Genomic DNA, 13,695 nt, shown 5'->3' with positions numbered 1-13,695 from the left:
ATCCTCGCTTCGTTCCGCCGCTCAAGCAGGCCGTCGCTGCCAGCCGATCATGCCGGTCGTTCATGCCGGTCGATCATGCTGGCCGCCGCTCCTGCTCGATCGGAATCCTGATCGTGACCTGGGTGCCCCGCCCCTCTTCGCTCTCAATCTCAAGCTGCCCGCCGTGCCGCTGCACGATGCCGTAGGAGATGGACAGGCCGAGCCCGGTGCCGGCGCCGACCGGCTTCGTCGTGAAGAACGGCTCGAAGACGCGGTCGCGGATCGCGTGCGGGATGCCGCTCCCCGTATCGGCAATCGCAATCGCGAGCATCGCGTCCACGCGGCCGGTCTCGATCGTGATCGTGCCCTCGTCCGCAATTGCATCGATCGCATTGGAGACGACATTCATGATCACCTGGTTAAGCGGCCCCGGATAACAGGACACCCGCTTGACGTCGCCATAGCGCCGGACGACGGCGATGCGATCGGTGAGCTTGTGCTGCAGCAACGTCAGCACCGCCTCGATGCTTTCCTCGATCTCGATGGTCTTGACCTCGGCCTCGTCGAGCCGCGAGAAGGTCCGGAGCTTGACGACGAGGTTCTCGACCCGGTCGACGCCGAGCCGCATGGCATCGAGCCGCTGGCGCACCTTGTCGAGCGTGCGGTTGCCGGCCGTCGACAAATGGGCTTCGATCTCCGGCACCAGGGTCTCGACGCCGCGCGTGACGGTCGTCAGATGGTTCGCGACGAACGCGAGCGGGTTGTTGATCTCGTGGGCGATGCCGGCGACCAGCGCGCCCAGCGACGCCATCTTGGCCGACTGGACGAGCTGCGACTGCGTCTCCTGCAGCTCCCGATAGGCGGCGGCGAGCTCACCGTTGGAACGCTCTAGCGCTTCCGCCAAGGCGGCGCGGGCTTCGGCCGCCTGTTTATCGGCGCGGGCCCGTTCGAGCTCTCGCTCCTTGTTCTTGAACTCGCCGGTAATGCGCAAGTTCTCCTCGTGGAGGAACTTGCGACGCAGCAACGCCCGGATCCTCGCCTTCAGGATCTCGCTTTCACTCGATTTGGTGACGAAATCGTCGGCGCCCGCTTCGAGCCCCTGCATCATGTCCTCTTTCGAGTCGCGGGCGGTCAGGATGACGATCTGGAACAGTTGATCCTGCGTGCGGCGGATCGCATCGAGATGCTCGCAGAGCTCGGTGCCGCTCATCTCGGGCATCACGAGATCGACAACGATGCAGTCGAACTGCTCGTCCCTGACCTTCTGCAGGACTTCAAGGCCACGCGTCGCCGCGACGACGTCGTGCCCCTCTTCCTCCAGCTGGGCCACGATGAAGTGAAGGTAGGTCGCGCTGTCGTCGACCACGAGCAGGCGGCTGCGCCGGAAACCGGTCACCATGCCGTGCGTGACGACCGACGAAGTCGCCTTGCGCAAGAGCGCGTGCGCGCGGGTCAGCAGGATCTCCGGATCCGTCGATTTCGCGACATAGGCATCCGCACCGCTCTCGAACCCCTTGCGCTCCGTCTCCGTCGTGTCGCTGTCGGTCAGCATCAGCACGCGCAATTCGCGGGTACGCACGTTCATCCGGATCTGCCGGACGAATTCGTCGCCGTTCATGCGCGGCAGATGGAAATCGACCAGCACGAGGTCGGGCAGCACGCTGCCGAGCTGTTCGAGCGCGCTTTCGGCATCGCCGCAGATGCTCGTCGTCCATCCCTGGTTGTCGAGAATGAACTGCAGCTGCAGAGCCTGGGTCGGCGAGTCCTCGACGACCATGATGTGCGGGACGGCCATGGGCATTGTCAGCCCACGACGGAGCATGCCGCACGCGCGGCATGTCGCGATGTCGAGATGGATGCGGCTTGAGCCATCACACCCCCGATCATGGCGCTTGGGCACGCCTGGGGTGAGTGTATCACAGGCGACTCAATCGCGTGTAATGATGATGGCTGACGACGCCATCGCTGCCAAGCGCCTCATGAAGGGCCGTCCGGCGGCACGAGGTCTCACCCCAACGCTTTGGCGAACCGGCGAAAACCTCTACCGGGCGTCCCCGTCGCACGAGATTTGCGAGCAGCGCCCCGCCGTTCGAAACATACTTGAAGCCGAAGCGCGATATGGTGCCGCCTTTGAGGACCTGCCCGCTTTTGCATAATCGAGCGAGTCGGGACCCAGGGCGGTTAAGGGCAGTAATGGGCATGTGGTCGGGGTTGACGAAGGGACGCTCCATGTCGCTTGGAGCCCGCCTGACGCTGTTGTTGATCGGTCCGCTTGTGCTGAGCCTTCTGGTCAGCGGGGTGCTGATCGTGCGGTCCGCGTCGCTCTCCGTAAAACGGGAGATCGCGGCCTCCGTCAATGTCGCTGAGCTTCTCGTCCAGGCGCGGCTGAAGGAAATGCGAGAGGAATCGGAGTCCGAGGCGCGGCTGGATGCGCTCGCGAACTTCCTCTCGAACGACCCTCATCTGCATGTGACCGTCTCGGCCGACGGTGCGCTCGCGGCCTCCCGCATGGGCGGCCAGACGGCCGAGCAACGGGGCCACTGGTTTTCCTGGCTGCTGGGCGTGCATCCGGAGACGATCGAGATCCCGGTCGAAAATGCCGCCGACGCGCCCATGCGGATCGTGATCACGACGGATCCCGATGGCGAGATCCGCAAGGCTGGTGAGGCGAGCGTCATCGATCTGTTGACCGTGATCGCCTTCGGCGTGTCCGCCATGTTTCTCGTCTACGTGGGACTATCGCGGAGCCTGCGCCCCCTCACCCGGCTGAGCGCAGCACTCGCCCGTGTCGGGCAGGGCGACTATTCCGCGCGCGTCGGGGCATCGGGCGCCCGCGAGATCGCCGTCCTCGGCAGTCAGTTCGACGCGATGGCGGGTCAACTGCAGGAGATGCGGTCGCGCACCCAGGCGCTGACGGCCCAGGTTCTGGCGGTGCAGGAGCGGGAGCGGCGCGAACTTGCCCGCGACCTGCACGATGAGCTTGGCCCCTGCCTGCTCGCGGCGAACCTCGATGTCGCAACGCTGCTTCGCCTCAACCGGACGGGGCAAAGCAGTGCCGTGCGCGATTGCGCGGAAGGCCTCGATGGGCTTATCCGACGCATGCAGGATCAGGTCCGCAGCCTCATCGGCCGGTTGCGTCTTGACGAGCCGGCCTTGTTCGACCTCGGTGCCGCCATTGGCGAGCTCGCGGATTTCTGGCGCGAACGATGCCCGGCGCTCACCTGTCAGGTTGCCGAGGCCGAACGATGGAACAGCTTGCCGCCCCCTTGGGGCCGGCCGGTTTTCCTCATGGTCCAGGAAGGCATCAGCAACGCCGTGCGCCATAGCGGTGCCACCACAATCACGGTCACGGTCGCGTTCAGCGACGCCGGCGCGCAAATCGCCGTCGCCGATGACGGGCACGGCTTCACCCAGGGTGCGAAGCCGGGGTACGGTCTCTGCGGCATGCGCGAACGCCTGGCAACGATCGGCGGCAGCGTCGATGTCACGACCACCGCCGGACAAGGCACCACGCTCGTCGCCCGGCTTCCGGCGCCACCGGGCAGCGCACGGCTTGGATCGGCTGAAGGGCTGTCGGAACGCCTGACCGGAACGTCGGCATGAAAATCCTCATCATCGACGACCACCCCCTGCTTCGCGCCGGCCTGGCGCGGCTGCTGACCCTCGAATTCCAGGCTGAGGTGGCGGAAGCCGGCAATGCCGCCGAGGGCTGGGCCAAGTTTTGCGCCGACCGGCCGGACGTGACGGTGCTCGACCTCAATCTGCCCGACCAGGGCGGGCTGTCGCTGCTGCCGCGCCTGCGGGCGATGGATCCGCGGGCCCGCATCGTCATCCTCAGCATGCATGAGGACGAGCTTTCCACGGCTGCGGGATTGCGCGGCGGCGCCACCGCTTATCTCAGCAAGAGTGCCGGGCCGGAGATCATCCTCGAAGCGGTGCGCGCGGCACTGGCCGGCCGCTCCTACGTTCAGCCGGAACTGGCGCAGGACTTCACCGTGCGACGGATGGTGGAAGCACCCCGGCCGTTGCCGGCGTTGACGCCGCAGGAAACCGAGCTGCTGCGCCTGATCGTCGACGGCCGGCGGATCGAACAGATCGCAAGAAGCCTCGGCGTCTCCGAGAAGACCGTGGCCAATCGCAAATCCCTGCTGCGCAGCAAGCTCGATGTCGCGACCGACGTCGAGCTCATGAAGGCGGCGATCAGCGCCGGCATGGTCACACCCCGACAGATCGGCTGAGGGTTGGCGGACAGCGTCCGCCCCTGTCGAACCCGCCGAAAGCAGCCTGCTTTCTGAGCACGGGGCGTGCCGGGAAATTTTCCCGAATTTCACCTATAACGATTGAAAGCCCGCTCCACTACTCGGGTCAGGAGACGGTCTGCGCGCATTCATTATGCGTCCACAGGATCGATAAAATTCGATTTATCCTGCCGCCCGAACGGCCAATAGACGACAAATCGAATTCATCCATCCGCTGCAACGGAATATTAACCATACCGACGCGCAGCGGGCATAAAGCTGGGAAAATATCCCGACGGGCATGAACTCCCGGTTTGCTCAGACCGGTCGCAGGCCCCCGTCAGAAAAACATCGGAGAGAACCCCCGTGACGTCTCCATTCCGAACAAAATCCCTCGTCAGCCTGTTGGCTCTTGTCCTGGCCTCGCCCGCGCTCGCGGCCGGCGCCTCCGACAGTTCGACCCGCACCGTCGGACCGCAGCAGGACGGATCCATCGTCGCCTCGGACAACCAGCTGCTGACGCCGGCCGGCCGGCTCGTCAGCCTCGGCGCGCCGGTTGTCGCCAAGGCCATCGCCGTCAACCCGAACAAGACGACGAAGACCGCCGCGGTGCTGCTCATGAGCGCCGCCCAGCCGGTCCTCGTGTTCAACACGGAGACCGGCCAGGTCATCCAGAGCTACATTCCGACGACGGCCAGCGGTAAGCACACGCAGGGCTCGTTCACCGGCATGGGGCCACGACAAGAACTGTTCATGGCGACCCGCTAAGGGAGAACATTAATGGAACGGCCTGATCTGATCGATGGTTTGCGTCTTGTGGGCGCACTTTTGCGGCTCCTGAGCGACCTTACTTGTCGGACGTAATTGAAGGCTCTTGATCGCGCTGTTCGTCGAAACGCTGGTGGAGCAACGCGATACGCGTGCTCAAGCGCCCCTCGGCCGCCGCCATCGTGGACGAGAACGTTTCATGGAGCCCAGCCAGCCCCTCGGCGCTCGCCTGGACCGCGGCAGACAGACTCTGAACTTGGGCTCGCTCCCCCGCCAGTTCGGCGGATAGCCGCGCAATGGTCTCGTCGCGGGCCGCGATCGTCGCCTGGGCGTGGGCTGCGGCCGCCGCGGCGGCCGGCAGATCGGCCACGCGATGCGCCAGTTCGCGCTCCTTGCCCTCGGCTGACGCCAGCGCGGCGTCCCGTTGCTCCGTCGCCTCCGTCAGGCGCAGCTGCTCGAGCGATAGGCTTTGCCTGATCTTGGCAATCTCGTCGGCATCCTCCTGCTTACGCACAGCATATTCGGCACGGATGCCGGCCAGCTCGGTTTCGAGCGCGCGCACCCTGGCTTCGGCCTGTTCGCGGCCGGCCGCTTCCACTTCCGCCCGGATCCTGGTGGCGGTCAGGCTCTCGGCAAGATCCGCCCCGTGCGCGGCGGCGGCTGCTTTGTCGGCGGCCAGTTGCGCCACCTGGCCGTCGAGCCGCTGGGCGTGCCGCTCCGCTTGATCGGCGGCGGTTTGGGCGGCATCACGGTCGGCCAGCGCCGTGGCTGCCGCGGCCTCGGCTTCCAAGGCTCGACGTTCCGCATCGGCGACGAGTGCATCGGCCGCGGCGATCGCGTCAGTGGCGCGGGCTTCAGCAGCGTCGATCGCCAGGCGGAGCGCCGCTTCCCGCTCGGCGAGGATGTTCTGCACCCTCTCCTCCGCCACGGCCAAGGCCCTGGCGCCGAGATCGGAGATCACTTCGCGGTCGGCCGCGGTCAGGTCGACTCGGGGCGCCGCCGGCGCGCGCTGGCTCTCGAACTGGCTCACGCCATTGTGGATCGTCGTCATGGAGCCTCGGCCGAGCCGATCGCGGACCGACCGGCGCGTCACGGCCACTCCTTCGCTTTCCAGATCCCGGCATGTGGCCAGGACCTCCTCTAGGGAGACTGACGGCAACCGGCGGTCCGCCGATGCCGTCATGGCGGCGGCGCCGCCGTGCGGCTGATGACTAATGGACATGTCGCTTTCCTCCTCGCCCAAGATGATGTTACGTTACAAATAAATGTTACATAACGTAACCGTTATTCTTAAAAGGTGTTGGATCGAAACTCCCGTCATAACTCACATTTTCACGGGACTATAGGGTTTATCGGCCGTCTGCGAGGATGAACGCTTGCGAGCAGTCAATACTCCCGTTAAAATACTCTGCTCAGTGATTTTCACGGGAGAAATGGAGGGCAAATTGGCGCTGACCCGTCGAGCGAAAATGCTGTCCGAAAAGCAGGAAGCCGCCGTGCTCGGACTGCTCGATCAGCATGGCCGTTATCGTGAGCGCAACGCGGCGATGTTTCTGCTGTCCGTGAAAGGCGGCCTAAGGGCGAAAGAAATCGCGATGCTGACCTGGTCTATGATCACCGATGCAGACGGCCGGATCGCCGATGCCATCAGCCTTGAGAACAAGGCGTCTAAGGGCAAGAGGGGTGGACGGAAGATACCGATGAACCGCCAACTGCGCCTGGCGCTTGAACGGCTTCAGGAGCAACAGCATGGACAATGCCGCCCCGAGAGCCCGGTGATCCGATCCGAACGAGGCCGCAACACCGAGATCGGCGGCCAAATGTCGGCCGGCTCGATCGCCGATTGGTTCGGGGATCTCTACAGTTCAATAGGCTTGGAGGGTTGTTCGAGCCATAGCGGACGCCGGACCTTCATCACAAGAACGGCACGAAAAATCGGCCAGGTCGGCGGGAGCCTGCGGGACGTCCAGTACCTGGCAGGCCATGCAAGCCTGTCGACGACGCAGATCTATATCGATGGCGACAGCGAAGCCCAGCGCAAGGTCGTGGACCTGATTTGATCGCTCGAAAGGAACGAGCCCGAGCATGGACGATGACCGAAAATATCGCCGATTTTACCATCGGCAGAAGCTGCTGCATATGATCGGTCGATGGGTCCGCCTGAGCGGACGTTGTGTGTCGCTGCCGCTCGATCGCCGCCGGCCGAGGCGCCCATTTACGGCCTTTTTCAGCAATCGAGCCGAAGTCACAGCGTTCGAGACCCGTCTTTATGGTAAGCCGCTGGTTTGGGAGCCGCATCGGCGTAAGCCTCAAAAGCGGCGGGGTTTCGAGGCTTGAGCGCATGAACCGCATGGCACGCAGTCTGGTCGATATTTTCGCGCCGCGGCTTTCGGCCCCGCCGTACCATTGATGCGACCGTTCAACATGGGCTGGTTCGTCCCTAAGGCTTTGAGGCCTCGGGCGAATCCGCGTTTTCCCTTGGGCAGTCCAAACTCCTTCCGCCGACCAACGATAACCAGGACAAACCAAGAAGTCGGAATGGCTCCGCGATGCCGCGCCGACGCGCGATGGCCGTGCGCCACAGAAGACCTTGTTCATGCGGACTCGAGGACCGACGTCGCCTAGCGGCCTTGGCGCTCGGACCCGCCTGCACCCGCACGGGCCGTCCAGACGATACGGTTTCGCCCGGCGCGCTTCGCTTCGTAGAGACGGGCATCGGCGAGCTTCACAAGCAGCTCCGGCCCGGCTACCTCGCGCGCCGGGCGAAGTGTGGCGCCGCCCAGGCTTATGGTGACGACGCTCGTTACCGACGAGAAGGCGTGCGGCAGCGCCTGAGACTGCACGGTGCGCCTCAGCGTCTTGCCGATGGCGATGGCTCCCGACTCGTCCGTATCCGGCAAGACGACAACGAACTCCTCGCCGCCATAGCGCGCCACGAGATCGGCCGGCCGAGCCACGCTGTCGCTGAGTGCGGTCGCGATCTGCTTCAGGCACTCATCGCCTGCGGCATGGCCATAATTGTCGTTGAACGGCTTGAAGCAATCGACATCGATCAGGATCAGTGACAAGTCCGTATCCTGTCGTCGCGTGCGCCGCCATTCATGATCCAATGCCTCGTCAAAGCGTCGGCGGTTCGCGATGCCGGTCAGGCCGTCAATCATCGACAGGCGTTCCAGCATGTCACGATTTCTCTTGAGCTGTAGGTGGTTCCGTACGCGCGCCTGGATGATCGGCAGGCTGAAGGGCTTTCTGATGTAGTCGATGGCGCCGACCTCGAGCCCACGAGCCTCATCCGATTCCTCGGCAAGTCCGGAAATAAAGATCACCGGGATGTCCTGCGTGCGCGGATCGGCCTTCAGCCGCGCGCAGACCTCGTAGCCATCGAGGCCGCGCATGACGACGTCCAGCAGGATCAGGTCCGGTTCCTCATCGACCGCGAGCCTGAGCGCCGTTTCGCCATCCATGGCAAACAGGATCTCGTATTCTGCGCCCAGGGCGTGGTCCAGGACTTCAATGTTCGCCGGCGCATCGTCGACGATCAGAATTCGGTGCTTGCTGATAGACATCGCCTCTCACGCAGCCGCCCCCCTGTCGAGGTCGGCACGAGCTTACTACAATCCACAGTGGCAGTATCGTCGCAATTTACGACGCGGCGAGTCGAAGTCTTTGAAGCATCCGCAGGAATGGCGGGGCTTGAATATGGCGGATTGAGATCGTCGGTGGTCGGCGGAAGATTCTGCGGTGAGGCGTCAAATTGGCCGTGAGGCTTCACTGCAAAAGATCCGGGAGACGCCGGGAACTTCTATGTAGCCTTCACCGGGATCTTTCCCAGCGAGGAAACCTAGGAAGGGCGGCGCGATGTCCGATGCCAAATAAAATCTCTGGCGCACGAGTAGCACCGGTAGCGGTCAGCGTTCAACGGCGTCGAGTGTCATGACTACTGCGGTACGCTCTTCAAATTGATCCTTAAGATCGACGCCGATTTGTTCGCGGCGAGGTGACGTTTTCTTTCGAGACCCGGTCGAACCGGTACGCCGCGGAATCGGGCTTGCGCCACAGGGCCCCTCCATCTGCTCGATGATGGTCAGCCGGGCAATCGGGTAAAAAAAATGGCCGGGCGGCACTCTTGAATCCCTTGGCGACGCTCCCAAATTTTTCGCCGCCGGGCCCAATAGCCAGGGTTCGGCGGCGGGGCTCGACCTTCGGGTGAGCCGCCATACGGTTGCACATGCTTCGGTGAGAGGGTGTGTGAGCGTCCGCCGGTCCATCGACGAACCCTTCCGGGGTCGGGGACCGATCTGACAGCACACCGGTGCCGCAGGCCCCTTCCATTTCAGCGTGCAACCGTCCCTGGCGGCTCCCCATTTCTCGATACCCGAAGAGGCATGGCCGAGAGCGGTGCCGGGTCGGGGATGGCGCCGGCCGGAACGCCCGGCCACCCGGTTGGCTGCTGGAGGATAGCATGAGAGGTATCCATCGAGACCCGGCGCGATGGCTCGCCTATTTTGGCGCGGCCGTATCATTCGGCGCCTGCGGCTGGTTCACCGGGGGAGCTCCATTCGGAGCCTCCATGGGCAGCATCGTGCTGATCATGCTTCTAGCGCAGGATCGTATGGCCGGGAGAAGACGAGGTCGTCGGCATTGATCTGAAGCTTTACGCAAAGACAGAGTGACGCCCCTGCGACTATCGGGCGGGCGCGGCCCGCATACAGAGAAATTTTGCGCGCCTATTTTTGGGGCGTCATTTGTGGTGATCCGGATATTCCTGGTTAAATATTTGTTTTACTCTTGAAGTGGTCGGGCGCGTTTCCTAGATTCCTATTGAATCGGAATGCCGATCCATCGGATTTCGAGAACGGGAATGGCCCGTGCGGTCCGGGACCTTGGCTCATGTCGCTTCCGTGGTGAAGGGTATGCGCCCGTGTCGTTGCCAAGACCGCTTCCGCCGAACGGGCGGGAGCGCGCATACACCGTCCCTGACGGGAGCGGGATGCCCTCGATCCGGGCTCCAGGAGCCCTCCATCCTTCGAAACCGAGCCGGCTCATGGCCGTGTATTGGCATCCATTCCTTGGTGCTGAATGACGTCAGAACAAGGGAGGTCATCATGCTCTTGTCACCCTCCGGCTTCCTGGGCTGGGACCCCTTCGCTGAGATGCGACGCATGCAGAATGAGGTCAATCGCCTCTTCGCGGACATGGAAGGCCGCGCCGTCTCGACAGCCTATCCGCCCGTGAATCTATGGGCCGGCGAGGACAGCGTCGTCGTCACCGGCGAGCTGCCCGGACTGGATCAGAACGATCTCGAACTTGCGGTGCGCGAGGGCACGCTGACGATCGGGGGAACGCGCAAACCGCTGGAAAACGGCGAGGGCGCAAGCTGGCATCGCCGCGAGCGGGCCTACGGCTCGTTCTCGCGGACGATCGAGCTGCCGTTCCGCGTCGATCCGGACAAGGTCCAAGCGCGCTTCGCCAACGGCGTGCTCGAGATCGAGCTGCAGCGACGCGAAGCGGACAAGCCGCGGCGGATCCAGGTCAAGTCGGTGTGAGGAGGGTTCATCATGGCACAGGAAATGACGAGGACCCGGTCCCGTGCCGTCTCCCGCCAGGAATCAGGCAGTGAGGCGACGCGCGCTCGGCCCGTTTATCGGGCTCTGGCGGATATCTACGAGACGGGCGACAGCATCTTCGTGCTGGCGGAAATGCCGGGCGTGGCGCCCGATGACGTGGACATCACGCTCGAGCGCAGCCTGCTCACCATAAAGGGCCGTGCCCCCGGGGCCGAGCACAAGGGCTATCGGCAGGTCTATGCCGAATACAGCGATGGCGATTATGAGCGCGCCTTCACCCTCTCCGAGGAGATCGACCGCAGCCGCATCAAGGCATCGCACAAGAACGGTCTCCTGGTCCTCGAATTGCCCAAGGCGGCAATTGCGCAGACCAAGCGGATCGAGGTGAAGGCGAGCTGAGAAAGGAGGACGAGACCATGGAATTCAAGGACCTCGTGCCGTGGAACCGCAAGACGGGGAGGCTCGCACGCCGGGACGAGGGCGAGCATCCGATCCTCGCCTTGCACCGCGAAATGAACCGCATCTTCGACAACTTCTGGGACCAGTCCGGCCAGCCCTTCGGTGAGTTCGGCGGGGGATTTCCGCGCGCCGACGTGGTGGAGACGGACAAGGCGGTGGAAGTATCCCTCGAGCTGCCCGGGCTCGATGACAAGGACATCGACGTGTCGGTGACCGAGGATCTGCTCACTATCAGGGGTGAGAAGAAGGCCGAACGCGAGGAGAGGGAGAAGAGCTATTTCCTGTCGGAGCGCAGTTTCGGCGCCTTCCATCGCGCCATTCCACTGCCGCGTGGCGTGAACGCCAGCGAGGCCAAGGCGGAATACAAGAAGGGCGTCTTGACGGTCACCATCCCCAAGACCCCCGAGGCGCAGTCGAAGATGAAGCGTATTGAAGTCAAGGCATCATGACCAGCGCCGGCGGGGCGTCGGCCCCGCCGGCCCGTTGCTCGGTCCTTGACTGTCCGGCGTGAGGCGTGGACGCGCCAAGCGAGGGGCGGAAGCTCAGATGAGATCCAGCTCGCCGTTCCAGATTGCTCGCAGGAGAAGGTGGCCATGCGGGAGTTTGACTTCAGGCCGCTGTATCGGTCCGGTATCGGATTCGATCATATCGCGGGTCTCATGCGGAACGCCGTGCAATTGGACGCGAACAACGCCCCTCCCCCCTACAACATAGAGCGAGCTGGCGAAAACGCCTACCGCGTCACGATGGCGGTAGCAGGCTTCTTGCTGGATGAACTCTCTCTGACCGTAGAGGGTGAGGAGCTTGTCGTGTGCGGGACGAAGCAGGGTGAGGATTCCGGCCGCTATCTTCACCGCGGCATCGCGACGCTCAGCTTCGAGCGCCGGTTCGAGCTGGCTCCCTTCATCAAGGTGACCGGTGCCAAGCTCGAGAATGGTCTTCTCCCCATCGACCTCGAGCGCGAGTTGCCGAAGGAGATGCGCGCACGCCGGATCGAAATCGCCCAGGGCGGCGGTGGCCGACAGGCGATCGGGAAGAAAGTGGCCTAACGCGGCCGGAGCCTTGCGGAACGCTGCTCGGCCAGAACCAAGTCCGGATCTGTAGCATAAGCGCACAAAGCCGGAACTACGCCGCCGGGAGTGCGGCGTTGGGGATGGGCCAGCGCGTTCGCACGGCGCCACGAGCCTTGCGGCCGTTTCGGAAGCGCCGCTCGCGAACAAGGTCATGCTGTGTCTTTGTCGGACCAGCTCTTCGGTCAGGCACGATACCACCCGTTCCATGCCCCCGTAGAGGCGCGGCGGGCAACTTTCAAAGAGCGGAGCGACTTGGGCTATTCTCATCTTGGTCGAAAAATTCTGAGGACGGCGCCGCCCATCGCCGGCGCGTCGAATTCACCAGTGAAAAGAAAAGGGGGGTGAAGACCTCCACCCCCGCGATTCCAGGTTAGCTAGGCCGGGAGGTGATGCCGGAACTGGCCTGTCAGCCGCGGGACCCAGGCGGAAACGCCTGCGATCAGGATGCCGATCGCTCGCCGGCCCCAACAGCCGGATCGCGTGCTTGCGATGATAGCCGGTGATGGCGACGAACTCGTTCAAGATCGCCGATCGACTGGCTTTATTGCTTCGCTCGTACCGCTCCCTGATCGCCGCCACCAGCTCGGTTCGTGTCGACATGCTTACTCGCCTCGCCATCTGCTGCCCCGAAGATGCTCCGCCGTCGGTAGCATCCTCACTGAGGCAACGGATTCGGCCGGTAACATTCAGGCTGAGGCAATGCGCCCCGCAGATCCGGATGTCGCTCGACACCGCATGCCCGGGGACCATGGCGCAGGACTGCCAGCAACATCGGCTGTCGGCCGACGATCAAGTCGGTCTTGGTTCCGCTTCGCCGTGCGGCAGTGGCCGGTACGCAATCGCCTCCGCCTCGGCACGATCGAGACCCAAGGTTCGTAGCAAAGTTGCAGCGGCCCGCTCCGGCAGCCCGTCCGCGCTGAAGCCGAGACGCTTGAGGCCGGCCGGCTCCGCTTCCTGGGAAAAGCCAAGCTGCAGCCCAATCGAGATCGATGCCAAGACCGTGCCGCCCGCGGAGGTGGACATCATCAGGATGTCGTCGTTCGGAAATCGCTTCTCGTTCACCCCCTTCTCAATATCCCGCAGCAGGCGCTGACCGAGGCCGCGCTCGAGCACTCTTGCCGAAAATCCCTCTCGCATTAGGAAGCGCCCCCAGACGGGTTCGCGCTGGGCCCGCCGCAGCGTGTGGCGGACTGAGACGGAAATGACCTCGGCGGGATCGGCGATGTCCTGGGTGAGGCGGTCGAGGGCATTGCCGAATTCCTCGAAGACCGCGTCCAGGAGCGCCGCATAGATCGCCTCCTTCGACTCGAAATGGTTGTAGAAGGAACCAAAGCCGACATCCGCGGCCTCGGTGATCTCGTTGATCGCCACGCCCTCCATCCCCTTCTCCGCCATCAGCTCTAGGGCCGCGTCCAGCAGCCGGGACCGGGTCTCGCGCTTTCGGCGCTCGCCGCGCGGCTCCCGCTGCGGGGGGCCGGCTGCGGCGCGGGTGTTGTCGACCGGCAGATCGCCGGCTCGGCGGAGTGGGGTTTTCGGCATGGCGGCTCGGTTGGCAAAAGGTGCCTGAGCATAGATCAAACATCATGATTGACAAAATTATCAATTATGATT

At 63.8% G+C, this 13,695-nt stretch carries 13 protein-coding genes; 8 read left to right on the top strand and 5 right to left on the bottom strand.

Translation table 11 applies throughout. The features are described from left to right. Nucleotides 1-73 precede the first annotated feature (73 nt). Nucleotides 74-1,774 carry a response regulator gene (locus IEY58_RS09015; RefSeq protein ID WP_189044807.1) on the bottom strand — a complete coding sequence of 567 codons (1,701 nt, stop codon included), beginning with the start codon at nucleotides 1,772-1,774 and terminating at the stop codon, nucleotides 74-76. A 305-nt stretch (nucleotides 1,775-2,079) separates the two neighbouring features. Here IEY58_RS09015 and IEY58_RS09010 point away from each other — a divergent pair, with 305 nt between their 5' ends. The 3 genes from IEY58_RS09010 to IEY58_RS09000 all read left to right on the top strand — a co-directional run bounded on the left by IEY58_RS09010 (nucleotide 2,080) and on the right by IEY58_RS09000 (nucleotide 4,985). Continuing rightward, on the top strand, nucleotides 2,080-3,582 hold the full coding sequence (locus tag IEY58_RS09010) for a HAMP domain-containing sensor histidine kinase (protein WP_189044805.1): 1,503 nt from the start codon (nucleotides 2,080-2,082) through the stop codon (nucleotides 3,580-3,582). Next, entirely contained in the window at nucleotides 3,579-4,217 is a 639-nt protein-coding gene (locus tag IEY58_RS09005) for a response regulator (protein WP_189044803.1), read from the top strand. Before IEY58_RS09010 ends, IEY58_RS09005 begins: the two co-directional genes overlap by 4 nt. Nucleotides 4,218-4,583: 366 nt before the next feature. After that, entirely contained in the window at nucleotides 4,584-4,985 is a 402-nt protein-coding gene (locus IEY58_RS09000; RefSeq protein WP_189044802.1) for a hypothetical protein, read from the top strand. 79 nt (nucleotides 4,986-5,064) lie between these two features. On the opposite strand, the gene IEY58_RS08995 is transcribed toward IEY58_RS09000, so the two are convergent. Beyond that, nucleotides 5,065-6,207: a DNA-binding protein gene (locus IEY58_RS08995; protein WP_189044800.1), complete on the bottom strand. Its 1,143-nt coding sequence runs from the start codon at nucleotides 6,205-6,207 to the stop codon at nucleotides 5,065-5,067. 223 nt (nucleotides 6,208-6,430) lie between these two features. On the opposite strand from IEY58_RS08995, the gene IEY58_RS08990 reads away from it, so the two are divergent. Next, on the top strand, nucleotides 6,431-7,045 hold the full coding sequence (locus IEY58_RS08990; protein ID WP_189044798.1) for a tyrosine-type recombinase/integrase: 615 nt from the start codon (nucleotides 6,431-6,433) through the stop codon (nucleotides 7,043-7,045). A gap of 561 nt (nucleotides 7,046-7,606) precedes the next feature. Here IEY58_RS08990 and IEY58_RS08985 read toward each other — a convergent pair. Both IEY58_RS08985 and IEY58_RS08980 read right to left on the bottom strand, forming a co-directional pair. After that, nucleotides 7,607-8,551, bottom strand: a complete 945-nt coding sequence (locus IEY58_RS08985) for a diguanylate cyclase (RefSeq protein WP_189044796.1) — start codon at nucleotides 8,549-8,551, stop codon at nucleotides 7,607-7,609. Between the two features lie 342 nt (nucleotides 8,552-8,893). Continuing rightward, a complete protein-coding gene (locus IEY58_RS08980) occupies nucleotides 8,894-9,109 on the bottom strand; it encodes a hypothetical protein (RefSeq protein ID WP_189044794.1) in 216 nt (71 codons plus the stop codon). Nucleotides 9,110-10,090: 981 nt separating this feature from the next. Here IEY58_RS08980 and IEY58_RS08975 point away from each other — a divergent pair. The 4 genes from IEY58_RS08975 to IEY58_RS08960 all read left to right on the top strand — a co-directional run bounded on the left by IEY58_RS08975 (nucleotide 10,091) and on the right by IEY58_RS08960 (nucleotide 12,060). Then, complete coding sequence (locus IEY58_RS08975) at nucleotides 10,091-10,531, top strand: Hsp20/alpha crystallin family protein (protein WP_189044792.1); 441 nt, start codon at nucleotides 10,091-10,093, stop codon at nucleotides 10,529-10,531. A gap of 12 nt (nucleotides 10,532-10,543) precedes the next feature. Beyond that, a complete protein-coding gene (locus IEY58_RS08970; RefSeq protein WP_229743597.1) occupies nucleotides 10,544-10,951 on the top strand; it encodes an Hsp20/alpha crystallin family protein in 408 nt (135 codons plus the stop codon). A gap of 17 nt (nucleotides 10,952-10,968) precedes the next feature. Beyond that, nucleotides 10,969-11,460, top strand: a complete 492-nt coding sequence (locus tag IEY58_RS08965; RefSeq protein ID WP_189044790.1) for an Hsp20/alpha crystallin family protein — start codon at nucleotides 10,969-10,971, stop codon at nucleotides 11,458-11,460. A 144-nt stretch (nucleotides 11,461-11,604) separates the two neighbouring features. Next, nucleotides 11,605-12,060, top strand: a complete 456-nt coding sequence (locus IEY58_RS08960) for an Hsp20 family protein (RefSeq protein WP_189044788.1) — start codon at nucleotides 11,605-11,607, stop codon at nucleotides 12,058-12,060. A gap of 813 nt (nucleotides 12,061-12,873) precedes the next feature. Here IEY58_RS08960 and IEY58_RS08955 read toward each other — a convergent pair. After that, on the bottom strand, nucleotides 12,874-13,623 hold the full coding sequence (locus IEY58_RS08955) for a TetR/AcrR family transcriptional regulator (protein ID WP_189044786.1): 750 nt from the start codon (nucleotides 13,621-13,623) through the stop codon (nucleotides 12,874-12,876). Nucleotides 13,624-13,695 lie beyond the last annotated feature (72 nt).

This window comes from Aliidongia dinghuensis, from assembly GCF_014643535.1.
Lineage (GTDB): Bacteria > Pseudomonadota > Alphaproteobacteria > ATCC43930 > CGMCC-115725 > Aliidongia > Aliidongia dinghuensis.
This window is presented reverse-complemented; position numbering and strand designations above follow the sequence as displayed.

Bases quoted from the DNA above. Each gene is read 5' to 3' on its own strand.
- IEY58_RS09015 (WP_189044807.1), bottom strand. From the start codon at position 1,774: ATGGCCGTCCCGCACATCATGGTCGTCGAGGACTCGCCGACCCAGGCT.
- IEY58_RS09005 (WP_189044803.1), top strand. From the start codon at position 3,579: ATGAAAATCCTCATCATCGACGACCACCCCCTGCTTCGCGCCGGCCTG.
- IEY58_RS08995 (WP_189044800.1), bottom strand. From the start codon at position 6,207: ATGTCCATTAGTCATCAGCCGCACGGCGGCGCCGCCGCCATGACGGCA.
- IEY58_RS08985 (WP_189044796.1), bottom strand. From the start codon at position 8,551: ATGTCTATCAGCAAGCACCGAATTCTGATCGTCGACGATGCGCCGGCG.
- IEY58_RS08975 (WP_189044792.1), top strand. From the start codon at position 10,091: ATGCTCTTGTCACCCTCCGGCTTCCTGGGCTGGGACCCCTTCGCTGAG.
- IEY58_RS08970 (WP_229743597.1), top strand. From the start codon at position 10,544: ATGGCACAGGAAATGACGAGGACCCGGTCCCGTGCCGTCTCCCGCCAG.
- IEY58_RS08965 (WP_189044790.1), top strand. From the start codon at position 10,969: ATGGAATTCAAGGACCTCGTGCCGTGGAACCGCAAGACGGGGAGGCTC.
- IEY58_RS08960 (WP_189044788.1), top strand. From the start codon at position 11,605: ATGCGGGAGTTTGACTTCAGGCCGCTGTATCGGTCCGGTATCGGATTC.
- IEY58_RS08955 (WP_189044786.1), bottom strand. From the start codon at position 13,623: ATGCCGAAAACCCCACTCCGCCGAGCCGGCGATCTGCCGGTCGACAAC.